General features: G+C 71.7%; 15 protein-coding genes and 2 pseudogenes. 8 read left to right on the top strand and 9 right to left on the bottom strand.

The genetic code is table 11. The annotated features are described in order from the left end of the window. Positions 1-34 precede the first annotated feature (34 nt). The gene (locus KBI5_RS00095; protein ID WP_241882574.1) at positions 35-649 is read left to right on the top strand and encodes a MerR family transcriptional regulator; all 615 of its coding nucleotides are present in this window, start codon (positions 35-37) and stop codon (positions 647-649) included. Next, positions 649-1,626 carry an aldo/keto reductase gene (locus KBI5_RS00090; protein ID WP_011435956.1) on the top strand — a complete coding sequence of 326 codons (978 nt, stop codon included), beginning with the start codon at positions 649-651 and terminating at the stop codon, positions 1,624-1,626. The genes KBI5_RS00095 and KBI5_RS00090 overlap by 1 nt, the downstream gene beginning before the upstream one ends. Positions 1,627-1,859: 233 nt before the next feature. Here KBI5_RS00090 and cobN read toward each other — a convergent pair whose 3' ends face one another. Continuing rightward, positions 1,860-5,894, bottom strand: coding sequence for a cobaltochelatase subunit CobN (gene cobN, locus KBI5_RS00085; protein WP_241882573.1), 4,035 nt, complete (start codon positions 5,892-5,894; stop codon positions 1,860-1,862). 244 nt (positions 5,895-6,138) lie between these two features. Between cobN and KBI5_RS00080 the strand changes: the two genes are divergently transcribed. Genes KBI5_RS00080 through KBI5_RS00070 form a run of 3 tightly spaced genes read left to right on the top strand, consistent with a single transcriptional unit; the run spans position 6,139 to position 9,775 of the window. Beyond that, positions 6,139-7,539 carry a nitrite reductase gene (locus KBI5_RS00080; RefSeq protein ID WP_085013980.1) on the top strand — a complete coding sequence of 467 codons (1,401 nt, stop codon included), beginning with the start codon at positions 6,139-6,141 and terminating at the stop codon, positions 7,537-7,539. Then, the gene (locus KBI5_RS00075; RefSeq protein WP_051623831.1) at positions 7,536-8,195 is read left to right on the top strand and encodes a precorrin-8X methylmutase; all 660 of its coding nucleotides are present in this window, start codon (positions 7,536-7,538) and stop codon (positions 8,193-8,195) included. The genes KBI5_RS00080 and KBI5_RS00075 overlap by 4 nt, the downstream gene beginning before the upstream one ends. Beyond that, positions 8,195-9,775 carry a precorrin-2 C(20)-methyltransferase gene (locus KBI5_RS00070; protein WP_085013979.1) on the top strand — a complete coding sequence of 527 codons (1,581 nt, stop codon included), beginning with the start codon at positions 8,195-8,197 and terminating at the stop codon, positions 9,773-9,775. Before KBI5_RS00075 ends, KBI5_RS00070 begins: the two co-directional genes overlap by 1 nt. A gap of 82 nt (positions 9,776-9,857) precedes the next feature. Here KBI5_RS00070 and KBI5_RS00065 read toward each other — a convergent pair whose 3' ends face one another. The 4 genes from KBI5_RS00065 to KBI5_RS00045 all read right to left on the bottom strand — a co-directional run bounded on the left by KBI5_RS00065 (position 9,858) and on the right by KBI5_RS00045 (position 14,462). Further along, positions 9,858-10,664 carry a cobalt-precorrin-6A reductase gene (locus KBI5_RS00065; protein ID WP_011435961.1) on the bottom strand — a complete coding sequence of 269 codons (807 nt, stop codon included), beginning with the start codon at positions 10,662-10,664 and terminating at the stop codon, positions 9,858-9,860. A gap of 20 nt (positions 10,665-10,684) precedes the next feature. Continuing rightward, a complete protein-coding gene (cobM, locus tag KBI5_RS00060; RefSeq protein ID WP_011435962.1) occupies positions 10,685-11,527 on the bottom strand; it encodes a precorrin-4 C(11)-methyltransferase in 843 nt (280 codons plus the stop codon). 255 nt (positions 11,528-11,782) lie between these two features. Continuing rightward, positions 11,783-13,309, bottom strand: a complete 1,527-nt coding sequence (locus KBI5_RS00055) for a hypothetical protein (RefSeq protein ID WP_085013978.1) — start codon at positions 13,307-13,309, stop codon at positions 11,783-11,785. Positions 13,310-13,631: 322 nt separating this feature from the next. After that, positions 13,632-14,462, bottom strand: a complete 831-nt coding sequence (locus KBI5_RS00045; RefSeq protein ID WP_133056944.1) for a DUF3710 domain-containing protein — start codon at positions 14,460-14,462, stop codon at positions 13,632-13,634. A 232-nt stretch (positions 14,463-14,694) separates the two neighbouring features. On the opposite strand from KBI5_RS00045, the gene KBI5_RS00040 reads away from it, so the two are divergent. The 3 genes from KBI5_RS00040 to KBI5_RS00030 all read left to right on the top strand — a co-directional run bounded on the left by KBI5_RS00040 (position 14,695) and on the right by KBI5_RS00030 (position 20,515). Then, the gene (locus tag KBI5_RS00040; protein WP_011435965.1) at positions 14,695-16,005 is read left to right on the top strand and encodes a DUF5925 domain-containing protein; all 1,311 of its coding nucleotides are present in this window, start codon (positions 14,695-14,697) and stop codon (positions 16,003-16,005) included. Positions 16,006-16,456: 451 nt separating this feature from the next. Beyond that, on the top strand, positions 16,457-18,064 hold the full coding sequence (locus KBI5_RS00035) for a carboxyl transferase domain-containing protein (protein ID WP_085013976.1): 1,608 nt from the start codon (positions 16,457-16,459) through the stop codon (positions 18,062-18,064). A gap of 246 nt (positions 18,065-18,310) precedes the next feature. Continuing rightward, a complete protein-coding gene (locus tag KBI5_RS00030; RefSeq protein WP_085013984.1) occupies positions 18,311-20,515 on the top strand; it encodes a biotin carboxylase N-terminal domain-containing protein in 2,205 nt (734 codons plus the stop codon). Positions 20,516-20,799: 284 nt separating this feature from the next. On the opposite strand, the gene KBI5_RS00025 is transcribed toward KBI5_RS00030, so the two are convergent. The 4 genes and pseudogenes from KBI5_RS00025 to KBI5_RS00005 all read right to left on the bottom strand — a co-directional run. Continuing rightward, entirely contained in the window at positions 20,800-21,477 is a 678-nt protein-coding gene (locus KBI5_RS00025) for a hypothetical protein (protein WP_198537431.1), read from the bottom strand. Between the two features lie 4 nt (positions 21,478-21,481). Then, positions 21,482-21,664: pseudogene (locus tag KBI5_RS00020) on the bottom strand (transposase domain-containing protein); the annotation flags it as partial. A gap of 303 nt (positions 21,665-21,967) precedes the next feature. Then, positions 21,968-22,699: a hypothetical protein gene (locus KBI5_RS00010; protein WP_011435969.1), complete on the bottom strand. Its 732-nt coding sequence runs from the start codon at positions 22,697-22,699 to the stop codon at positions 21,968-21,970. A 578-nt stretch (positions 22,700-23,277) separates the two neighbouring features. After that, a pseudogene (locus KBI5_RS00005) lies at positions 23,278-23,651 on the bottom strand (transposase); the annotation flags it as partial. Positions 23,652-24,211: the final 560 nt, after the last annotated feature.

Genomic DNA, 24,211 nt, shown 5'->3' with positions numbered 1-24,211 from the left:
ACTTCGTGCGCACTCCAAGTCCTAACGTCTTCGTATGGCCACGATCGAGGCGCTCACGGTGACGTCCTCCCCTCCGGCCGTGACGCCGTCTCCGGCCGTGACGCCGTCTCCGGCCGTGAYGCCGTCTCCGGCCGTGACGCCGTCTCCGGCCATGGTGGCGGAGCCGGATCAGGGCTGGTGCGCGCGGTTGGACCCGGCGGTCCGCCCGGATGGATGCGACCGGTCCGTTGATCCGTTCGCGGTCGGTCCGGGGGGTGCACCAGAGGCCGCCGGGACCCTCACGATCGCCGAGGCCGCCGCGGCCACCGGAGTCAGCGCGCACACGCTGCGGTACTACGAGCGGGCGGGGCTGATGCGGGACCCGGTCGCCCGTGCCTCGTCGAGCCATCGGCGCTACACCGTCGAGGACGTCCGCTGGGTCACGTTCCTGACCAAGCTGCGGCTCACCGGCATGCCGATCCGGGAGATGGCGCGCTACGCCGAACTGGTGCGCGCCGGGGAGGGGAACGAGGCGGAGCGTCTCGCCCTGCTGACCGAGCATCGCCGCCGGGTCCTGGCGCGCCTCGACGAGGTGCAGCGCAACCTCACCGCCATCAACGTCAAAATCAGCATTTATCAGGACATCTACCAGGAGAGGGTCGTCCGCTGATGCGCAGGGTCGCACTAGGAAGCCAGGGCCTGGAGGTCTCCGTCCAGGGTCTGGGCTGCATGGGAATGTCGGAGTTCTACGGCGCTGGCGACGACGCCGAGTCGGTCGCCACCATCCACCGGGCGCTCGACCTCGGGGTGACGCTGCTGGACACGGCGGACATGTACGGCCCGTACCGCAACGAGGAACTCGTGGGGCGGGCGATCGCCGGCCGCCGGGACGAGGTGGTGCTGGCCACCAAGTTCGGCATCATCCGTGACCCCGCCGACCCGACGGCGCGGGGGATCAACGGCCGTCCGGAGTACGTGCGCTCGGCCTGCGACGCATCCCTGCGTCGCCTCGGCGTCGACCACATCGACCTGTACTACCAGCACCGGGTCGACCCGAAGACGCCGATCGAGGATACCATCGGCGCGATGGCCGAGTTGGTCAGCGCCGGCAAGGTGCGCTACCTCGGGCTCTCGGAGGCGGCACCGGCCACCATCCGTCGTGCCCACGCCGTCGCCCTGATCACGGCCCTGCAGACCGAGTACTCGATCTGGTCCCGCGAGCCGGAGGCCGAGATCCTGCCGACCCTGCGGGAACTCGGCATCGGGTTCATCTCCTACAGCCCGCTCGGGCGTGGCTTCCTGACCGGCACCTTCCGCTCGGCCGCGGACTTCGCCGCCGACGACTTCCGCCAGCACCTGCCGCGGATGCACGGCGACAACTTCGACGCCAACCTCGCCGTGCTCGCCGAGATCGAGAAGCTTGCCGCGGAGAAGAACGTGACCCCCGCGCAGCTCGCGCTGGCGTGGGTGCACCACCAGGGCGACGACGTCGTGCCGATCCCCGGYACGAAGCGGCGCCGCTACCTGGAGTACAACGTCGCAGCCACCAGCATCACGTTGACGGCCGCCGAGGCGGAGCGGTTGGGTGCGGCGGGGGCGGGCGTGGCGGGCCCCCGCTATCCCGACATGTCATCCGTCAACGGATAGCGAGGCCCGGTCGAGTCCGCCGCGGTGGCGGGTGCCGCGCCGCCCGATTCCCCGATGGTGGCGGGGGAGCCGTGAGAACGGGAGCCGTGACGCGTGAGGTGGCCCGCCACCTGTCCTCCGCCGGCCCTGCTGCCCGCCGGCCCTGCTGCCCGCCGGCCCTGCTGCCCGCCGGCCCTGCTGCCCGCCGGCCCTGCTGCCCTGCGACTTGGCCGGACCGGCCGGACCCGGCGATCTCAGGCGTCGCCGGTGGGACCGTCCTCCAGGTCGCCCTCGGTACGCAGGTACAGCTCCTGCAGCGCGTCGAGGGTCGCAGCCTCCGGGTGCTCCCACAGGCCGCGCGCCGCAGCCTCCAGCAGCCGTTCGGTGATGCCGTGCAGCGCCCAGGGGTTGGACTCGGCGAAGAACTTCTGGTTCTCCGGGTCCAGTGCGTAGGTTGTGGCGAGCCGTTCGTACATCCAGTCCGCGACCACGCCGGCGGTGGCATCGTAGCCGAACAGGTAGTCGACGGTGGCGGCCATCTCGAACGCCCCCTTGTAGCCGTGCCGGCGCATCGCCGCGAGCCACCGCGGGTTCACCACCCGGGCGCGGAAGACCCGGGAGGTCTCCTCGGACAGCGTTCGGGTGCGGACCGCCTCCGGCCGGGTGCTGTCGCCAATGTAGGCAGCCGGCGCCCGGCCGGTCAGCGCGCGTACGGTTGCGACCATGCCGCCGTGGTACTGGAAGTAGTCGTCGGAGTCGGCGATGTCGTGCTCGCGGGTGTCGACGTTCTTCGCGGCGATGGCGATCCGCCGGTAGGCCGACTCCATGTCCTCCCGGGCGGGGGTGCCGTCGACCCCGCGGCCGTAGGCGTAGCCGCCCCACGTCGCGTATACCTCGGCGAGGTCGGCGTCATCGCGCCAGTTCCGGCTGTCGATCAGAGGCAGCAGCCCGGCGCCGTACGCCCCCGGCCGGGAGCCGAAGATACGCAGGGTGGCCCGCCGTTCGTCGCCGTGCCCGGCGAGGTCCGCACGGGCATGGGCGCGCACGAAGTTGTCCTCGTCGGTCTCGTCGAGGCCGGCGGCGAGCCGGACCGCGTCGTCGAGCATCGCCACCACGTACGGGAACGCGTCCCGGAAGAAGCCGCTGATGCGCACGGTGACGTCGATGCGGGGCCGGCCGAGCTCGGCGAGGTCGATCGGTTCGAGCCCGCTGACCCGCCGCGACGCTTCGTCCCAGGTCGGACGGATGCCGAGTAGGGCGAGCACCTCGGCCACGTCGTCGCCGGAGGTGCGCATCGCGCTGGTTCCCCAGGCGGACAGGCCCACCGACTCGGGCCAGGTGCCGGTGTCGGCCCGGTACCGATCGAGCAGGGAGGTCGCCATTGCCTGGCCCGTCTCCCAGGCGAGCCGGCTGGGGATGGCCTTCGGGTCGACCGAGTAGAAGTTCCGCCCGGTGGGCAGCACGTTGACCAGACCCCGCAGCGGCGAGCCGCTGGGACCGGCCGAGACGTAGCCGCCGTCGAGGGCGTGCAGCACGGCGGTGACCTCGTCGGTGGTCCGGGCGAGCCGCGGCACGATCTCCGTGGCGGCGAACCGCAGCACGGCCGCCACCGTCTCCCGGACCGGGTCGGTCTCCGCGTCCGCGTCCATGCCTGCCGGGCCGTGGACTTTCCTTGCCTTTCCAGAGGCTTTTGTGTCCGGTTTATCCCTCTGGATAGGCAAGGGGGGCAAGGGGATGGTCGCTGGCGAGGGAGGGGGGACGAGGACGGTCGTCACCACGTCGGATGCGGCCGACGGGTCCCAGGCGCGTTCCTCCATCGCCGTTACCAGGGCGAGCGCCGTCGCCTCGGCGGCGTCGACCGTGCCGCGGGCCGCCCGGTCGTCCTCGACGAGCCCGAGGGCCTCCCGCAGCCCCGGCAGGGTGACGCGCCCGCCCCACATCTGCCGGGCCCGCAGCATCGCGAGCACCAGGTTGATCCGCGCCCCGCCGGTCGGTGCTTCGCCGAGCACGTGCAGGCCGTCGCGGATCTGCGCGTCCTTCACCTCGCACAGCCACCCGTCGACGTGCAGCAGGAAGTCGTCGAACTCGGCGTCGTGCGGCCGGTCGGTCAGTCCCAGGTCGTGATCGAGCCGGGCGGCCTGGATCAGCGTCCAGATCTGCGCCCGGATGGCCGGCAGCTTCGCCGGATCCATGGCGGCGATGGTGGCGTGCTCGTCGAGCAGCTGTTCCAGGCGGGCCAGGTCGCCGTAGCTCTCCGCGCGGGCCATCGGCGGAACCAGGTGATCGACCAGGGTCGCGTGCGCCCGGCGCTTCGCCTGCGTGCCCTCGCCCGGGTCGTTGACGAGGAACGGGTAGATCAACGGCAGGTTGCCGATCGCCGCGTCGGTCGGACAGGACGCGGACATGCCCACGGTCTTGCCGGGCAGCCACTCCAGCGTCCCGTGCTTACCCAGATGGACGACGGCGTGCGCRCCGAAGCCGCCGGAACTATCGGAGCCGCCGGAGCCGCCGGCGAGCCACCGGTAGGCGGCGAGGTAGTGGTGRCTCGGCGGCAGGCCGGGATCGTGATAAATGGCGACCGGGTTCTCCCCGAAGCCGCGTGGCGGCTGGACCAACAGCACGATGTTGCCGGCCTGCAGCGCGGCGAGCACGATCTCCCCGTCCGGATTCGCGGACCGGTCGACGTACAGCTCGCCGGGCGCGGGCCCCCAATGCCGTTCGACGCTCTCCCGCAGGTCGGCGGGCAGGGTGTCGAACCACGCCCGGTACCGCGCCGCGCTGATCCGGACCGGGTTGYCGGCGAGCTGCTCCTCGGTCAGCCAGGCCGGATCCTGCCCGCCCGCGGCGATGATCGCGTGGATCAGGGCGTCACCGTCCTCGGCCGTGACCCCCGGCAGCGCGTCCGGGCCGTCGTCGGGCCCGATGTCGTATCCAGCCGCGCGCATCGCCCGCAGCAGGCGCACGACGCTCGCCGGGGTGTCGAGGCCCACCGCGTTGCCGATCCGGGAGTGCTTCGTCGGGTAGGCCGAGAGCATGAGCGCCACCCGGCGTTCGGCCGGTGGGACGTGCCGCAGCCGGCCGTGCGCGACGGCGATGCCGGCCACCCGGTCGGCGCGTTCGGTGTCGGCGACGTAGCTTGTCAGCCCATCCGCATCGATCTCCTTGAAGGAGAACGGCACGGTGATCAGGCGCCCGTCGAACTCGGGGATCGCCACCTGTGTCGCCGCGTCCAGCGGGGACAGCCCGTCGTCCGACTCCGCCCACGTCGCCCGGCCGCTGGTCAGGCACAGTCCCTGCAGGATCGGGATGTCCAGCGCGGCCAGCGCGCCGACGTCCCACGCCTCGTCGTCGCCTCCGGCGCAGGAGTGCGCCGGCTGGCTGCCACCCGCGGCGAGCACGGTGACGATCAGCGCGTCCGCCCGCCCGAGGGTGGCGAGCAACTCGGGTTCGGCGGCGCGCAGCGACGCGCAGTACACCGGCAGCGGATCCCCGCCGGCACGCTCGACCGCGGCACAGAGTGCCTCGACGAACGCGATGTTCCCGGCGACGTGGTGCGCGCGGTAGTACAGGACACCGATGACCGGCCGCACCGCGACCGGCCGCACCGCGACCGGCCGCAYCGCGTTCCCCGCGAGGACGTCCGGGACGTCCCGGCTGGCTGATGYGTCCGGGGTGGCTGATGCGTCCGGGGTGGCTGATGCGTCCCGGCTGGCTGATGCGTCCCGGCTGGCTGATGCGTCCGCGGCCCGGTCGAGCACCCCCCAGGCCGGGATGGTCACCGGTGGGGCGAATCCGGTACCGGACAGTAGCAGGGTGTCGGCGAGGAATCGGTGCAGCTCGCCGAGGTTGGCCGGACCGCCCTGGGTTAGGTAGGCGTGTGCCTCGGCACAGATGCCGCCGGGCACCGTGGAGACGGCCATGAGCTCCGCGTCCGGGGTCTGTTCGCCACCGAGCACGACCACCGGGCGCGGGCCGGCGAGCAGCGTGTCGAGCCCCTCCTCCCAGGTCCGCCGGCCGCCGAGGATGCGCACCACGACCGCATCGGCACCGCTGGTCAGCGCCGGGAGATCGGCGACGGAGAGCCGGGCCGGGTTGGCGAGGCGGTAGCTGGCTCCGCTCGCCCGCGCGGAGAGTAGGTCGGTGTCGGACGTCGACAGCAGCAGGACGACCGCGTCAACCTCCGTCTCCCCTGCTCCTGGTGTCTCCCCGGCTTCGCGGGCGAACGCGGTCGACGGATCGTCGGAAGGGTCGTCGGACGGATCGGTGGGAGGAGTCTGCACAGGCGACATGGTGATGCCTTTCCCGGGGGTCCACGCCCCGCGTCGGTGGCCGTGCCTGGGGCGCACTCCCCGGTGACGGTGGCGGGACCGCACCGGATTCGCACCGGATTCGCACCGGACTTCCTCGCCGTTCGCCGCTCGTGGCCCCGTCACGATCGCAGAGAGGTGGGCGGTGTTGTCAAGCACTCCGCTGTCGTCGTGACAAAGAAACGATCAACCGGCATCGCCCGAGTCCGGCACGTATGCTCCGCCGGTGCCCACCAGTCCGCGGGAGCGTGCCCGCGACGCCTGCCCCGGTGTGCTGACGACACATCCGGCCGCGGATGGCGCGCTCGCGCGGCTGCGGCTGCCCGGGGGCCGGCTGACCGCCGCCGCGGCGAAGACCCTCGCCGGTTGCGCGCGGGAGTTCGCCGACGGCCACCTTGAGCTCACCTCCCGGGCGAACGTGCAGCTACGCGGCCTGGCCGACGGCACGGCCGAGGAGCTCGCCGCCCGGGTGAGCGCGGTTGGCCTGCTGCCCTCGACGACGCACGAGCGGGTCCGCAACATCGTGGGCTCGCCGCTGTCCGGACGCGGCGAGGCCGGCTGCCGGGACATCGCGCCGGTCGTCGCCGAGCTGGACCGCCGGCTGTGCGCGGATCCGGCTCTCGCCGCGCTGCCCGGCCGGCTGCTGTTCGCCGTCGACGACGGCAGCGGGGACCTGGCCGGGCTGCCCGCGGACCTCGCGCTGCGCGCCCTGCCTTCCGGGGAGATGCTGCTGGCCGTCGCGGGCGCGACCCGCGCGCTGCGGTTGCCCGTCCACGTCGCCGTACCCGCGCTCCTCGCCGCGACGGCCTGGCGGATCGCCGAGTTGCCGGGCGGACCGGGCGGACAGGACGGCCTGCTCGCGGCTGCCGCGACCGAGGCCGGGGTCGTTGGGATCGTCCAGGCCGCTGGAATCGCTCAGGCTGCTGGGAGCGCCACCGTTCGGGCCGGCGCGTGGCCCGGTCCGCATCCGCAGCGTGATGGCCGCCGGGCGTTGACCGTGCTCGTCCCCCTGGGGCGGCTGAGCGCCGACCAGCTCGACCTGCTCACCGCCGCCGCGGCGGCCGGTGGTGGTGACGGTGCTGGCGGAGCGGGCGATGCCGAAGACGGCGTCCTGGTTGTGACGCCGTGGCGGTCCGTCGTGCTCCGCGATCTCGACCCGGCCGAGGCTACCCGGTGGTCGAGGGCGGCGGCGGACGCGGGCCTGGTCGTCGATCCGGCATCATCCTGGGTCGGCGTGACGAGCTGTGCCGGTCGGCCGGGATGCGCCCGGGCGTTGGCGGATGTCCGCCGCGACGCGGCGGTGTCCGTGCGGATCCGAGCTGACGACCCGTCGGCGCCGACGCACCCGGCCGGGAGGCCGCGAGCCCTCCCACCCGTCCCGGTTGGCCCGGCCCTCGCGCCGGTGCACTGGTCGGGTTGCGAGCGGCGCTGCGGGCAACCGGGAGGACGGGTGGTGGAGGTTGTGGCGACCGGGTCCGGCTACCGGATCCGTCGGACGGGTCTCGGAGCCGCCGCCGTCGCATCCGTCGGAGCGGATGGCGGTGAGGCGACGGTCGTGTCGTCGAGCCCCGTCGACGGTCACCGGGACCTGGCCGCGGCCGTCAGGTCGGCGAGGAGGCTGGCATGAACGGCGCATCAGACATGAGCGGTGTGCAACGTTACGACTACGTTCGCGACGGCGCGGAGATCTACCGTCGGTCGTTCGCGACGATCCGGGCCGAGGCGCGTCTCGATCGACTGCCCGGTGACGTCGCCCGGGTCGCGGTCCGCATGATCCACTCCTGTGGAATGGTGGATCTCGTCGACGATCTCGCTTTCACCCCCGGCGTGGTCGCGGCGGCGCGCGCGGCGTTGCTGGCCGGCGCCCCGGTGCTCTGTGACGCGCAGATGGTGGCGGCCGGTGTGACCCGCCGTCGGCTGCCCGCCGCGAACGAGATTCTCTGCCTGCTCGGTGATCCCCGGGTGCCGCGGCTCGCCGAGCGGCTGGGCACCACCCGCAGCGCCGCGGCGGTGGATCTGTGGGCGGATCGACTCGCCGGCTCCGTGGTGGCGGTCGGGAACGCTCCGACAGCGCTGTTCCGCCTGCTGGAACTCGTCGCGGCCGGAGCCGGGCGACCGGCGGCGGTGCTCGGCGTGCCCGTGGGGTTCATCGGCGCCGCGGAGTCCAAGCAGGCCCTCGTGGATGATCCGGCCCGGTTGGAGTATCTCGTCGTGCACGGTCGGCGGGGCGGCAGCGCGATGGCGGTCGCCGCGGTCAACGCGATCGCGAGCGAGGAGGATTAATGGTGCCGTCGAAGGGCCGGCTGTGGGGAGTCGGGGTTGGACCGGGGGATCCCGAGCTCGTCACCCTCAAGGCGGCCCGCCTGATCCGTGACGCCGACGTGATCGCCTACCACAGCGCCCGGCACGGCCGCAGCATCGCCCGGTCGGTCGCCGCGAGCCAGCTGCGCGGCGACCAGATCGAGGAGGCGCTGGTCTACCCGGTCACCACCGAGACGACCTCCCACCCCGGTGGCTACCGCGGCGCGATCGACGAGTTCTACGAGGACTGCGCCAAGCGGCTGGCCGTCCACCTCGACGCCGGCCGGGACGTCGTGGTCCTCAGCGAGGGTGACCCGTTCTTCTACGGCTCGTTCATCCACCTGCACCGGCGCCTCGCCGACCGGTACCCGACCGAGGTCGTGCCGGGGGTGACGTCCCTGTCGGCGGGGTGCGCGGTGCTCGGCCGGCCGCTGGTCGAGGGCAACGAAGTCCTCACCGTGCTGCCGGGCACGCTGCCGCCGACGGTCCTCGCCGAGCGTATCGCCGGCACGGACACCGCCGTCGTGCTCAAGATGGGACGGACCTTCCCGGGGGTCCGGGACGCCTTCACCGCCGCGGGACGTCTCGCGGACACCTGGTACGTGGAACGGGCCACCACCTCCGGCCAGCGCATCGCCCCGCTCGGTGCGGTAGACCCGGCCACGGTGCCGTACTTCTCGCTCGCGGTACTGCCGAGCCCGGTCCGGGGGCCGGACGATCCGGCGCCGCTGCGCGCGTCGCAGGCGGGCTGGGTACCAACGGCGCCCACCGTTGGTAAGGCTGGCGCCGTTGGTACCGGCGGCACGCCCGGCGCGGGGGAGGTCGTCGTGGTGGGCCTCGGACCGGGCGCCGCGGGCTGGTTGACGCCGCAGGCCGCCGAGGCGCTGGCCGCCGCCGACGACCTCCCACGGCTTGAGTCGGTCGGACAGCGACAGCACGCAGAAGTCGTGGCCGAGTGGCGCCCCGACCCGGCTCGCCACCGCCTGCGCGGCGGTCAGCCCGGGCACGACCCGCACCTCGACGCCCGCGAACCGCTCCGCCGCCGCGGCCTCGACGACGGCCGTGGCCATCGCGAAGACCCCGGGATCACCGGAGGAGACCACGGCGACGTTCGCGCCGCCGGCCGCCAGTTCGAGGGCGAGCTCGGCGCGCTCGGCCTCGACGGTGTTCCCCGAGGCGTGCCGGCGCTGGCGTGGATCGACCGGCACCCGGTCGAGGTAGGGGCCGTAGCCGATGAGGTCATCGAGCGGCGGCTGCGGGCGGCGGCCGCGGGCGACTTCGTCCTGGCGCTGTACAACCCGGCTTCCCGTACCCGTCGCCATCAGCTGGAGCGGGCCCACGAGGTGCTGCTCGAACACCGCCCCTCGGACACGGTGGTGGTTATCGGCCGGGATGTCGGCGGTCCCACCGAGAGCATCACCGTGACGAGCCTCGGTGCGTTCGACCCGGCCGAGGTCGACATGCGCTGCCTGCTGCTCATCGGCTCGTCGACGACCCGGGTGGTGCGCCGTGGCCCCGGCCGGGACCTCGTGTTCACCCCACGTCGTTACCCGGTCACCTAGCCTCCGGTCACCTAGCCTCCGGTCACCTGGGCCCCGGTCACCTGGGCCCCGGTCACCTGGGCCCCGGTCACCTGGGCCCCGGTCACCTGGGCCATGGTGGTGCGACCCAGGCCACGGCGGCGTCGACATCGTCGACCGCGGCCACCCCGGGTGGCAGCGGCGGGCGGTCGACCATGACGACCGGCAGACCGAGGTCCCGGGCGGCGGCGAGCTTCGCCGCGGTCATCGTTCCGCCACTGTTCTTGGTCACGAGGACGTCGACGCGGTGCCGGCGCAGCAGGGCGGTCTCCCCGGCGACGTCGAACGGCCCACGATCGAGGATGACGGTCAGTCGTGGCGGTACCGGGCCGGTCGGCGGCTCGACCGACCGGGCCAGGAACCAGGGCCGGTGCAGGCCGGCGAACAGGGCGAGGTCGGTTCGCCCGGTGGTCAGGAACACCCGTGGGGCTGGATCGGAATGCGGGCGCGGTCCGGGTAGGACGAACCGGTCGAGCAGGGCGACCGCGCCGGCCAGCGACGGGACCCGGCGCCAGTCGTCGCCGGGCTGCTCGCGCCAGCTCGACCGGCGCAGGACGAGCAGCGGAACGCCGGTGGCGCGCGCGGCCTGTGCGGCGTGCGTGGTCATCGTCGCGGCGAACGGGTGGGTCGCGTCGACCACCGCATCGATCCGTTCGGCCCGCAGGTAGTCGGCCAGGCCCGCCGCCCCGCCGAAGCCGCCGATCCGGATTTGGCAAGACGGTGGCAGCGCAGGCTCGCGGACTCGACCGGCCAACGAGTAGACGATCTCGATGCGTTCCGTGCCGGCGGGATCCGGGGAGCCGAGCCTGGTCGCCAGGCGGCGCGCCTCCCCGGTTCCGCCGAGCAGCAGCAGGCGGCGTGCCCCGGTCACCGAGCCCCGGGGGCGCCCGGTCACCGAGCCCGAGGGGCGGGATCCGGGCCACACGGCGCGGCGTTTGCCGGGGAGGCCTGGGAAACCGGGGAGGCCGGGGGAACGGACGACACGCATCCGTCCGGTCCGAAGCGTTCCCGGGAGTACAGGTAGCTGTCCCGGAAACCCTCCGCGGCCAGGGCGCGACCCACGATGATCACGGCCGTCCTGGTGAGCCCCGCGGCCCGCGCCCGACCGGCGATGTCGGCGAGCGTGCCGCGCAACACGATCTCGTCGGCCCGGCTGGCCCAGGCGACGACGGCTGCCGGGCAGTCCGTACCGTAGTTCGGCACGAGCTCGGCGACGAGCGTCTCGATACGGTGCACGGCCAGGTGCAGCACGAGGGTCGCCCCCGACCGGCCGAGGGTGGCGAGGTCCTCGCCGGGCGGCATGGGACTGGACAGCACGGCCGTGCGGGTCAGCACCACGCTCTGGGCGACGCCGGGAACCGTCAGCTCCCGGCGCAGCGACGCCGCCGCCGCGGCGAAGGCGGGGACACCCGGCGTCACGTCGTAGGCGATCCCGGCCGCGTCGAGCCGGCGCATCTGCTCGGCGACGGCGCTGTAGAGCGACGGGTCGCCGGAGTGCAGGCGGGCGACGTCGTGACCGGCGGCGTCGGCCGCGACCAGCTCCGCGACGATGTCGTCCAACGGCATCCGGGCGGTGTCGACGAGACGGGCCCCGGGCGGGCAGTGTGCCAGCAGCTCGACCGGGACGAGACTGCCGGCGTACAGGCAGACCGGGCAGGATGCGATCAGATTCCGGCCGCGGACGGTGATGAGGTCGGCGGCGCCCGGTCCGGCCCCGATGAAGTGCACGGTCACGCCGGCCCCCGCCGGTTGTCTCCGGGCAGCTGGACGTCTCCGGGCAGCTCGGCGGCGGGGGCGGCGGACGCTCGGCGCATGCTGCTGGGCACAACCGGGCACGCTAGCAGGACGCCGGCGGCGGCGAGCCCCCTCGGGGACGCTCCGGCACGGGCGTCGCTGGGCGTCGCGATCCGGCTGCTCGCGCACTGACGGGAAGCCGGACACCGCCCTCCGGAACGTCAGAGAGACCGCGGCCGCCGCGCCGCCACCCCCTCACCGGTTGCGGCGTGGGCCGTGGCCGCAGGCCGTGACCTGCGCCGCGGCCTCGTCCCTGCCAGCGGACGCCGGCTCGGTCCGCACCGGGTCACCCGGCGACGGGCCGGGCTGCGACGGGTTGGTCGGTGTGCCGTCCTCGTCGGAGCCGGCCCGCGCGACGGTGGCCGGGGTGCCGGTGTACAGCGGCGGTAGGGTGGTCAGCCCCCGAACCGTCGCGGGCCGGAAGATCCGTCGTTTCCGCCACACGAACAGTCCGGCCGCGATGGCCAGGACACCGCGGCCGTTGATTGTGTAGAGCGCGATCCCGCCTTCGTACTGCAGGATCGCGGCCACCAGCGCCAGCAGGCCCAGGAGAGCCGCTGGATGGCGACATTCGCGCAGCGCGTACTCCAGTCGGACGAGGACGAATCCTGCCAGAGCCGCGAGGGTCACCATCCACGGCGGACCGCCGATGGGCAGCAGCTCACCGAGCTGGGTGGGCAGGCGGTCGAACGCGTTGGTGATCCCGTAGGTGTCGGACAGGCGCGTCTTGAGGGAACGCGACTCCAGGTCGGAATTCAGTTTGTCGGGATTGAGAAAACGCGGGACGGCGATGTTGACGTCGTTCCACAGGGTTACCGGACCGATGGGCGGAGAACCGTCGCGGAGCCGTCGCAGGATTATCGACGGGTAGGAGTTCCCGTCCAGGCGGACCCCGAGGTCTCCCACCTCGCCCGGGTTTATCCCGCCTTCCAGATGGGTCAGACCGGAGGCCAGGGCCTGCAGGCGCTGCCCGGGACCCACGCTGTACCCGAACACCTGCCGGCCCGCGTCCGCGCGTGCCCCGTAGATGACGACGTAGGCCAGAACCACGAGCGCGACGACCGAGACGAGCTGCCGTCGGCGTATGGGAATCCCGACGATGGACAGTAGGTAGATCACCGCGCCCGCGGCTATCGCCACCGGCAGCCGCTGCCCCGCCAGTGTGTGCAACGTACACTGGACGCCGAGCACCGGGAGGAATCCGCGGCCCTTCGTCCGCACGAGCACGGCGAAGCTTCCCAGGGCGAGGCCGACGACCAGGAACTGCGTCGCGAAGCCGCTGACGAGGTAGGGACTGTCGGTGACCGTCGAGGGGTCCGCGTGGCCGGGCGAGGTGTTCCTGCCGACCGCTGTCACGGCCACCGCAGCCAGGGCCAGCGGAGTCAGGACCCGCCAGTCGAAGAAGTCCAAGACTTCCTCCCGGCGGAAACCGGTGGACGGCGGCGTGCGCGGGGTCGCGAAGCGATAACCGAAAGCGAACGCGAGCAGGGAGAACCCGACCAGAACGGTGTAGGCCGCGACGTCGGACTCCGTGGTCAACAGCCGGTTGTCACTGTAGGACGGCACCAGGACCTGCAGGACCTCCRTCACCCCGTGGTAGACGATGGCGGCACCGACGAACATCAGCCCGAGACTGGACACGGCGTGCCGGCCCCGACCGCGAACCACCACGACCAAGGCGAGCCCCTGCAGCAGCAGACCCAGCGCTAGCGTGGCCGACACTCCGCACCTCCGCCCGTCGTGCCGGGTGCTCTCCGGGGGAGCCCCGGTCCGATGGTGACCGGCCCGGGCGACCCGAACCGCGCCATCCTTCCCGCATGGTGAACAGGCTTGATAAATCCGTTTACAGACGATTTCTGAACGGCCGCCGTTGCACGTCTGCTTCCGGCGTTGGGCTGAAGACCGTCGACCGGATAGCTCCGCGTGCTGCCCATGAACATCTCCGGACCGATCTCTACCAGGCCGCAGCCCAGATCTTCGTCGACCTCGTGGAGTACACCGACTCCCCACGGGCCTGAGCCGGGCCGGTGGTGGACGGGCCGGGTCACGACGCCGCGGGTGGGGGGGCCTCGCGGTTGGCGCCCCGCAGCGCCAGCGTCATGATCCTGCGTTCCGGGGGTTGCTCCGGAATGGCCGCGGCGGTGTCGGTTGTTCGGTCGGGACGGTCGGGACGGTCGAATCTGTCGGGACGTTCGAAGGGGATGGGCTCGCGCACCGGCATCGCCGCGTCCCCCCGGACGACGACGAGCCCGTCCAGTACCTCCTCCAGCAGCGGCGCCGCCGTCACGTCGACCGCGGCCGCACCGGTGATGACCGCACAGAGGATCCACCGCGGCCCCTCGATGCCGAAGATGCGGGCGGGCAGGCGGCCGACGGCCGTGTCGAGCGGCATGCGCAGCTCGGGGCCGTAGGGCCCGTCCTCGTCGTTCCATTCCGTGTCCTCCGGTGCCGAGAGCACCAGGTCCTCGCGGATCGACGCCCACAGGCCGCCGCTGCGCGGGGCGGCGAGGACGGACAGCTCCAGGACGGATGTCCCGTCCATCGCGGCCAGGGTGGGCATCGGCCCGGAGGCCGAGACCCGGATCCGGGTGCCGTTCACCCGCGGCACCACGAGAGCTCCGAAATCCGCTCGCGCCCGGCCGTCATCGGGCGCGTCCACCGCGTCGAACGGACCCCGGCCCAGCCGGGCGCCCCCGCTCGTCGTGGCGCTGGTTCCCGTGGCACCGGTTCCCGTTTCACCGGGCTTCCTCGCGTCACCGTCGCCCTTACCGGCCGCGGTACCGGCCCCGGTACCGGCCCCGGTGCCGGCATGGTCGTCCGGCTCCGGCTGCGCCGACTTTCGGCGCCGACGGTGGATGAGTAGCCCTCCTAGCATCCTGACCACCTCCCAGGAAGAAGCTTGGAGTGGCTGATGGATTACTTAAGGTAGGCGCGCCGCTGGTGGGGCCGGGAGATTCCCCGGGAGGTTGGCCGGGCCGCAACGTCCTCGGATCGGCCCTGATGGAGGCACGCGACAGGTCGCGGGCGGTGTACGGCCCCCGCGATGTGCCCGAGTAAATCGCGCAACGGGATGGCCGGGCGCTGAGTTGTCCGGGACCATCGGACAGGTGTCAGTTCCACATCAGAAGGCGTCGCTGCCTAAGTCCTGGATGGTCTCCGAGTCACTGAGCGGAGGGATGAAGCTCCCTTTCGTTGTCGGCCTGGACGACTCGGACACGCCCTACGACGTCGTCGACGCACTCGCCCTGGCTCCTTTCACAACCGGTGAGCAGCCCTGGGCCCGCAGTGCCCGGGTCGACCGGCTCCGGCCGGGAGCCACGCTGCTGCCGTCAGGGGCAAGGGTCCTGCGCGCGGTTGTCGAGGAGTCCCGCGATTCACGTCTCGCGGTCGGCGAGGGCTGGACAGTGCGAGCCGTGCGCTGGCGCGGCGGGGGTGGTGAGGTGACCGTCACCGCGGTGAGCGAACAGCTCGCCCGGGTGGTGATCGAGGACGTGCTCCGCTCGTCCGTCGCCGAGAGCGGTGCGGACAACGCCGTCAACATGGGTTTCTGGTATCTGTCCAGTCAACGTGGTCCGATCCGGACCAGCCGCCGGACGGCCACCACGACGTGGGCTTCGATCCGCGCCAACTACGCGTCGGCCGCCGTGGGCCCGCTCGACCGGCTCATGGCGGTTCGCCGGGACAACGTGGTCGGCCGCCTGATCCTCCTGCATGGTCCGGCGGGAACCGGGAAGACGACCGTGCTGCGGGCCCTGGCGAACGAATGGCGATCCTGGTGCCAGGTCGACTGCGTCCTGGATCCCGAGGCGCTGTTCGCCGATCCCGCCTACCTGATGGAGGTCGCGATCGGCTTCGACGACGACGGGGACCCGGAGGGGGAGAGCGCCGACGCCCGCGGCGCCGACGGCGGGGGTACCGACGGCGGGGGTACCGACGGCGGGATCGCGTGGGCCGGGGATGCGGACAGCGGCGATGCCGGGTCCGGGGATGCGGACAGTCATGGTGCCCAGGCCGCGGCGACCGACCGCATGGGCGAGCCACCCGCCCACCGGTGGCGGCTGCTGGTGATCGAGGACTGCGACGACCTGATCCGTGGGGACGGCCGGGGTGCGGCTGGCCAGCAGCTCTCTCGACTGCTGAACCTCACCGATGGTCTGGTCGGGCAGGGCCGCGAGGTGTTGGTCGCCCTGACCACGAACGAGGATCTGCTGCGCATGCATCCCGCGGTTGTCCGTCCCGGCCGCTGTCTTGCCCAGATCGAGGTGGGAGCCCTGCCACACACCGAGGCGGTGTCCTGGCTGGGCTCCGCGGAGGGAGTCCGGTCGAGCATGACGCTGGCGGAGCTGTTCGCCCTGCGGGACGGCCGGGGCCTGCCGCGGCCCACCACCACGGACGCCCGCCACGGCATGTACCTGTGACGGCTGCGCGCCGTACTCCCGATTCGGGCCCGCCTGGCCGGGAGCGGGCCGGGTAGTCCCGCCGGCCCGACGGCGCCGCGCCCTGCGCGGTGCCGTCGGGTGGCCGGACCGTCCCGGTCGGACGCCACCGGTCAGGCATCGCTAAAGTTAGCCACCGGGGAGCAACCGGTGTATTTCGGATCGCCGGATCCTGGTCTTGGTCTCGGTCGTGGGTGAATGTCGGTGAAGGGGTGAATGTCGGTGAAGGGGTGAAGGTCCGGCAACGGCAACGGGGATCGGCCGTCTGCCCGACGGTCCCCGCCGCCGTCTGCCTTGACGACGAGGTTAGCGGTCGTTAACTTGGGGGCGTTGTTTCGGGGCCCGACGTCCACTCGTGGGGGTGACTGTGAGCGCAGCACGCGCCGGAACCATCGCGGGTCGGCGGTCCGACGAGGTCCGGCGGTCCTCGGCCATGCCGGTCCTGACCAGTCGGGTCGATGCCGCGGGTGAACAGGGACGGCGCAATGCCGAGAGGCATTGGCACGCTGTGACCGATCTCCAGGAGCGGTTGGCGGTGGCGGCGGTCGGCGGGTCGGAGCAGGCGCGGTCCCGCCACGTGGCTCGCGGCAAACTCCTGCCCCGCGACCGGGTCGACACGCTGCTCGACCGGGGGAGTCCTTTTCTGGAGCTCTCCCCGCTCGCCGCGAACGGCTTTTACGAGGATCCGGTTCCGGGGGCGGGCATCATCACCGGCATTGGCCGGATCTCGGGTCGGGAATGCATGGTAGTCGCCAACGATGCCACGGTCAAGGGTGGCACCTACTATCCGTTGACCGTGAAGAAGCATCTGCGCGCCCAGGAGGTGGCGCTACAGAATCGGCTGCCCTGTGTCTATCTGGTCGACTCTGGGGGAGCGTTTCTTCCGCTGCAGGACCAGGTCTTCCCGGATCGGGAGCATTTCGGGCGGATCTTCTTCAACCAGGCCCGGATGTCCTCGCTGGGAATCTCCCAGATCGCGGCGGTGCTCGGTTCGTGCACGGCGGGCGGCGCGTACGTTCCCGCGATGGCCGACGAGGCGGTGATAGTCAGGAATYAGGGGACGATCTTCCTCGGTGGTCCRCCGCTCGTGAAGGCCGCGACCGGCGAGGTGGTGTCGGCCGAGGATCTCGGCGGCGGGCTGCTGCACTCCCGCACCTCCGGGGTGACCGACCACCTGGCCGAGGACGACGCCCATGCGCTGCGGATTGTGCGCTCCATCGTCGCGGGCCTCGCGCCGCGCGGGCCGCGGCCGTGGGAACTGGAGCCGACCGAGGCACCGACGGTCGACCCGGCCGGGCTGTACGCCGCGGTACCGACGGACGGGCGTACCCCCTATGACGTGCGAGAGGTGATCGCGCGCATCGTTGACGGCAGCCGTTTCGCGGAGTTCAAGAAGGAGTACGGAACGACGCTGGTCACTGGGACCGCCCGCCTCCATGGCCATCCCGTGGGGATCGTCGCGAACAACGGGGTGCTCTTCGGCGAGTCGGCGCTGAAGGGCACCCATTTCATCGAGCTCTGCGATCAGCGCGGTATCCCGTTGGTGTTCCTGCAGAACATCACCGGTTTCATGGTGGGTCGGGAGTACGAGGCCRGCGGCATCGCGAAGCATGGCGCGAAGATGGTTAACGCGGTTGCCTGTGCCCGGGTGCCGAAGTTCACCGTGGTGATCGGCGGTTCGTTCGGCGCGGGTAACTACTCGATGTGCGGCCGGGCATTCTCGCCCCACTTTCTGTGGATGTGGCCGAATGCCTGCGTCTCGGTGATGGGCGGGGAGCAGGCGGCGGCGGTGCTGGCGACCGTGCGCCGGGACCAGATGGAAGCCGCGGGGGTCGCCTGGAGCGAGGCCGACGAGGTCGCCTTCCGGGCGCCGATCCTGAATCGGTACGCGGAGCAGGRCAGCCCGTACTATTCGACCGCTCGGCTGTGGGACGACGGTGTCATCGATCCGGCCGACACCCGTATGGTGCTGGGCCTGGGCCTGTCGGTGGCGGCGAACGCTCCGCTGGAACCGGTGGGCTACGGCGTCTTCCGGATGTGAGGGGGACATCCTGGCGTGCGGAAACATCCGATGTGAGGAAACCAATCGTGAGGATCAAGGGTGTCCACGGCTGATCTGTCCGCCACGAATCACGCAGGCGGCGATCCCGGCATCGCGGGTTCCGCCGGTTCCGCCGGTCACGGCGGCGGTGCCGGCCACGGTCCGGATGGCCATTCCACGCCGGCCCGGCCGGCGGGCGTCGTGCCGCCGAGGGCACCGGGAACGTCGGGTCTGACGTTCTCGTCGGTGCTCGTCGCGAACCGGGGTGAAATCGCCGTCCGGGTGATCCGCACACTGCGCGATCTCGGTATCCGGTCCGTCGCCGTCTACTCAGACGCCGACGCTGGGGCGCGGCACGTCCGGGAGGCGGATGTCGCGGTGCGGCTGGGCCCGGCGCCCGMGAAGGAGAGCTACCTCAGCATCGAGGCCGTGCTGGAGGCGGCGAGGGTATCCGGGGCGGAGGCCGTCCATCCCGGTTATGGCTTCCTCGCCGAGAACGCGGCCTTCGTACAGGCCTGTGAGACGGCCGGAGTGCTCTTCATCGGACCGTCGCTTGCCGCGGTGCAGGTGATGGGCGACAAGATCACCGCGCGGCGGACGGTGGCGGAGGTGGGGGTGCCGGTCGTGCCGGGCCGGTCGGCGCCGGRCATGAGCGATGCCGCGATCGCCGAGGCCGCCGGTCAGATCGGCTATCCGGTGCTGCTCAAACCCTCGGCAGGGGGTGGTGGCAAGGGGATGCGCATCGTCCGCGAGCCCGCCCGACTGCCGGAGGCGATCGCGTCGGCCCGCCGGGAGGCCGCCGCCGGCTTCGGGGACGACACCCTGTACGTGGAGCGGTTCATCACCCGTCCCCGCCACGTCGAGGTCCAGATCCTCGCCGACGAGCACGGCAGCGTGCTCCACCTGGGTGAGCGGGAGTGCAGCCTGCAACGGCGCTACCAGAAGATTGTTGAAGAGGCGCCGGCGCCGGCGCTCGACGCGCGGACCAGGGAGCGGCTCGGGGGGGCGGCGGTCGCCGTCGCCAGCGCCGTCGGCTACGTCGGAGCGGGCACGGTCGAGTTCATCCTGTCCGCCGACGCGCCGGATGAGTTTTACTTCATGGAGATGAACACCCGGCTCCAGGTCGAGCATCCGGTCACCGAGCTGGTGACGGGGGTGGACCTGGTCGCCGAGCAGATCCGGATCGCGGCCGGGGAGCCGTTGCGCTTCGGTCAGGCCGACATCCGCCTAACCGGGCACGCGGTGGAGGCGCGGATCTACGCCGAGGACCCCGGGCGGGGATTCCTGCCGACCGGCGGTAGGGTGCTGACTTTCCGGGAACCGGCCGGGCCGGCCATCCGCGTCGACGCCGGCATCGGGGCCGGGGACATCGTGAGCACCACGTATGATCCTATGCTGGCCAAGGTGATCGCCTGGGGCGCGGACCGCGCCGCCGCGATCGCCCGCCTCGACACCGCGCTCGCCGGCACGGTCCTGCTCGGGGTGACGACCAACATCGGCTTCCTGCGCTCGCTGCTCGCCCATCCGGACGTCGTCGCCGGGCGGCTCGACACCGGTCTCGTCGAACGTGATCTCGCCGCCCTCACCCAGGACGATCTGCCCGGCGAGGCGTTCCTCGGATACGCCCTGGCCAGGCTGCTGACGTTGCAACCGGCCGGTCCGGTGGTCGACCCGTGGGACATCCCCTCCGGATGGCGGCCCGGTGAGCCCGCGTGGCTGACCTGGGAGGTCGCCCTGCCCGGTGGGGCAGTACCGTCCGGCGGCCCCGACGGCGCCGAACCTGGTGGCAGCGCGCCACCCGAGATCGGGGCCGGGGTTGAGGGCGGGGCCGGGAACATCCACGGGGATGGGAACATCCACGGGGATGGTAACGGCCACGGGGATGGGGTGGAGCCGGGACGCGGGGAGCGGACGGTGTCAACGCTGCGGGTCGCGGCGCGCGGCACCCCCGACGCGGCCCGGGTCCGGATCGCCGACGGGCCGCCGGTCGCCGCATCGGTCAGTCAGCTYGGCGACGAGCTGCTCGTCACGATCGGTGCGGTCACCACCCGGTGGGCCTACGCGTGGGAGCCCGCCGACGGGATCCTCTGGCTTGGCCGCGACGGTGGGGCGTGGGGCCTGGCCGAGGTGATTCCGGTGGCGGGCACCGGGGCCGGGCCGGTGCCCGGCGGGCAGGCGCGTAGCCCCATGCCGGGCACGGTGACCGCGGTGTTGGTCGAACCGGGGATGACCGTGGCGGACGGGCAGTCGCTGGCCGTCGTCGAGGCCATGAAGATGGAGCACACCGTCTCGGCGACGGGCGCCGGGATCGTCAAGGAAGTACTCGTCCGGCCCGGCGACCTCGTCGCCCTGGACCAGCTGCTGGTGGTGATGTCCGTGGCGGGCCCGGCTGACCCCGACCCCGAATCCGGAGCAGTCGCTCCGGCGGGCCGGCGAAATGTGGAGGGTTGAGCATGGTTTGACGCCGTCGGACCGTGCTCAACCCTCCACAACTTTCCGTTGTCCTTTCCGTTGTCCGCGGCGGCCACCCTGGGTCGGTCGCCGGAGTCAGTGCAGGCCGGAAACGTCAATCCTTCTCTCAGCGCCCAGCCAGCCGCCGCAGGAGCGTCTTGCGGGCATCGGCCTCGGCCAGGTTGGACAGGTCGAGGTGGGCCGAGGAGGCCTGATCGAATGCGGCCGGCACGGCACAGGCCTCGACCAGGACGGTGACGAGTCTGCACGCGGACCCGGTCGGGTCATCCGCGTCCAGGGCCGCTCGCYCGGGTTGCGTCGGTCCCCGGCCGGGTGGATGTCCGTCCGAGGCAGGTCAGGGCGACGGCCAGCAGGGACAGCGGGATCTGGTCGCGCCACAGGTCGACCAGACCGGCCCGGCGTGCCCAGTCCTTCGCCGCCGATCGGACCCGGTCGATGAGCAGGAACAGCCACCGCGGCACGAGGTCTCCGTCCTGCTCCGGGTCGAGCAGCAGATCGATGACGGCGGTGCGTTGCGCCGCGGACAGCTCCGACAGTCTCCGGGCAAGGATGTGCAGGACCAGATGGACGGGATCCCGGGTGAGCACGGCGTCGGCCGCGTACCGCGACAGGTCGATCAGCTGATACGTCGTGTCGACGTTGCGCAGTGAGGACGGGATCAGGATGTTCTCGATGTGCAGGTCGCCGTGGGCCTTCCCGACGAAGGTCGGGATGCGAATACCGTCCGTGCGCGATGGATCCAGGACCAGTGCGAACGGGTTCGGCAGTGGGTTGTCCTCGCCTTCGGCGTCGATGGTGGGGCCGGGGTACRCAGCGGCGGTGCGCCGCGGGCGGTTGCCCGGGGCGAGCCGCTCGGCGAGCTGACGCGCAAGGATGGTCGGCACGTCCAGTGACGGCAGAAGGGCCGGCCCCACCCACTCATCGAGGACCACCCCGACCACCCCGAATCGTGAAGTACACCATGACCCGGGCTGGCAGCAGCCTGGTACGCCGTTCCTGCCGTTTCGTCTCCACCAGCGCTTCATCGACGAGATCCCGGGGAACGATTCTGGCGAGCACACCGATCGAAATACGGTCGGTCAGCCGCTCGCTGTCCACGGCTGGCAATTCCACCTCAACATCGAGGATTCAGCGACCCACCTCGGGGACGCCAACATCTCCGCCAACTTGATCATGGACAAGGCCGGGCACAAGTCGCTGCGCAGCGTGCAGCGCTACGTCAAGCCGGGCCTGGCCGCCGTGCACCAGGCCACCGAGGTGCTGTCCGGCCCGCGGCGCCGGGAGTAGCTCGGGATCAACGCAGGTTGGGCATATCCGCGCGGTCGTGCATCTGCTGGCCACCGCTCATCGAGGAGGGCCGGGACCTGTCCTCGATGAGCGGCATCCTGGCCGACAGCTCCTATCGTCTGTTGCCGGCCGGACGGCCGGGCCTCACGTCAGGTGCCGGGTGAAGAACCGGGCCGCAGCGTCCCCCGCGAACTGCGGGACGCCGGTGTGCCCGCCCAGATTGGCGTGCAGCGTCTTCTCCTTGGAGCCGAAGGCGTCGAACAGGTCCAGGGCCAGCTGCCGGTCGTTTCCTTCGTCGTCCCACTGCAGCAGGACGTGCAGCGGAATGGTGACCTGGCGGGCCTCCTCGAACATGGTGTGGGGCACGAAACTCCCGGCGAACAGAACGGCGGCCGAGATGCGCGGCTCGACCACCGCCAGCCGGATCCCGATGGCGATCACTCCCCCCGAGTACCCGACCGGGCCGCCGATCTCGGGCAGCGAAAGGAAGGCGTCCAGGGCGGCCTGCCATTCCGGGACCGCCTTTTCGACCAGCGGGAGGACGAGCCGGTCCACGATCTCCTCGTCGACCGGCTCGCCGGCCTTCAGCGCCCGGTGCAGGTCGACGCGGGCCTGCTCAGCGGTGGCGGAACGGGGCCGGTCACCGCTTCCGGGGAGCTCGATGGTGGCCGCGGCGAAGCCGTCCGCCGCGGAGCGCCGGGCCCGGGCCACCAGTCGGGGGTACATCTTGTGCAGTCCGCCGGGGTGACCGAGCAGGATCAGCGGGGCCGGTGCGGATGCGGATGCGGGAGTCCACAGGATGCCGGGGATCTCGCCGAGGGTGAATGCGCGTTCGAGGACACCGTCGTCGAGGCGCTGTTCAGACGTGAATCGCATGGTCGTGCCTTTCGGGAGTGCTTGTGAACGGCGCTCCCGGACGACCTATCGCCCGACCGTGACCCCGGAGGGGAGCACCCATGTCGATACTGCGTTCACGGGTACCACCTCCTCGTTCTTTCGCACGGCCTCCGGCAAGCTAGCAGTGGTCACCGTGATCCGCCAACAGGTTTTCCCAGAGGCTCCGTGGCCGGATGCCCCGGAGCCACTCGCAGCGCTCCGCCAGCCCGATGGCGCGGTGCGCGGTGGCGTCCCTCGACGACCTGGCGCAGATCATCGCCGGGTTGAGGCTGTCCGTGGGGGACCACACTGGCAGCGACCGTTGATCGGGTGGTCTGTAGTCGAGCGCTTCTTGGGTTAGCTGTCACGGTGCGTCACGCCGAGGGGCTCCTTGTTGTCAGGAGCGACGCTGTGACACGGGGGTTGTCAGGGGCCACCGGACAAGGCGTAGGAGTAGAGCAGGATCAGCGTCGCGGCGACTCGATCTAGCAGCGGAAGGTCGGTGTCGGTGACGGCGCGGCGGCGGGCGAGGAACTCCTCGGCATGCCAGGCATCTCGTACTCCAGTGACAGTGATCCTTACGTGGTCGCGGCACGGGCGACGGCCGACTGGTTGGCTCGGATCCGGGTTTGGAAGTGGTAGAGGCGGGCGCGTGCCTGGTGGCGACGACGCCAGTCCGACCACCATGTGATCATCGCTGCTGGGATAGCAGTCTGTCCGAACAGGGCGAGGACGTGCCGGATTTCGTTGGAACTGAACGGAATCATCTGCTCCTCCAACCAGTCCCGCAGCTCGGCGTTCGCGCCGTACACCTCGTCACCGGCGACCCAGCCCAGCTCCCGATGAGCCAGCCAGAACCGGCGGATCATGTCCAGGGCCAGCAGTGGTTTCGTCGCGAACCCCGCCGTCGGGGCACCCCCGCCGCGGCGCACCGATCCCGGTCCTCGGTCCAAACCGGCCTCCCACACCGCCACGTCCGACCCGGATACACTCCGCGCCGCGGCCACCGCGGATTCTTTGTTGGTTCTCACAAACTACGGAGGATCACAGGGTGGCCACCCCCGTTCGGACGCCACGCCGCCACCCCACACAGAGACCACACATCGGCCACTGTCACTGGAGTACTAGGCACGGTTGACGGTCTCCAGACCGCGCCCAACCCGCCACACTTGTCCGTCGCGACCATCCGTCGCGACGTCGGCCCCCGGCCGAGGCCGTGCTGCGGCGGGTCGTCGGACGTTGACGAGCGCGCAGGTATCGAGGCCACGGATGCCCACCCATGGCACAGTGGGAATCCGTGACAGGTGAACGTATGGCTACGGCCGGGTAGCAAGGACGATCAACCGCGCCGATGTAATGGCGTCGTAAGGTTTCCCTTGATAGCTGCCTCGGGTGTCAGTGATGCGAAAATCAGCATGAGTTATGTTGTTCCGCTCGCGGGGCGGCACGTCGTGTCACGGATCTCGATGCTCACGGGCAGCACGACCACTTCCGAGGCGTCCAGGTTCTGGG

It is taken from the genome of Frankia sp. KB5 (genome assembly GCF_002099325.1).
Taxonomy (GTDB): domain Bacteria; phylum Actinomycetota; class Actinomycetes; order Frankiales; family Frankiaceae; genus Frankia; species Frankia casuarinae.
The sequence above is the reverse complement of the archived record's forward strand: the minus strand, read 5'-3'. Positions and strand labels throughout refer to the sequence as shown.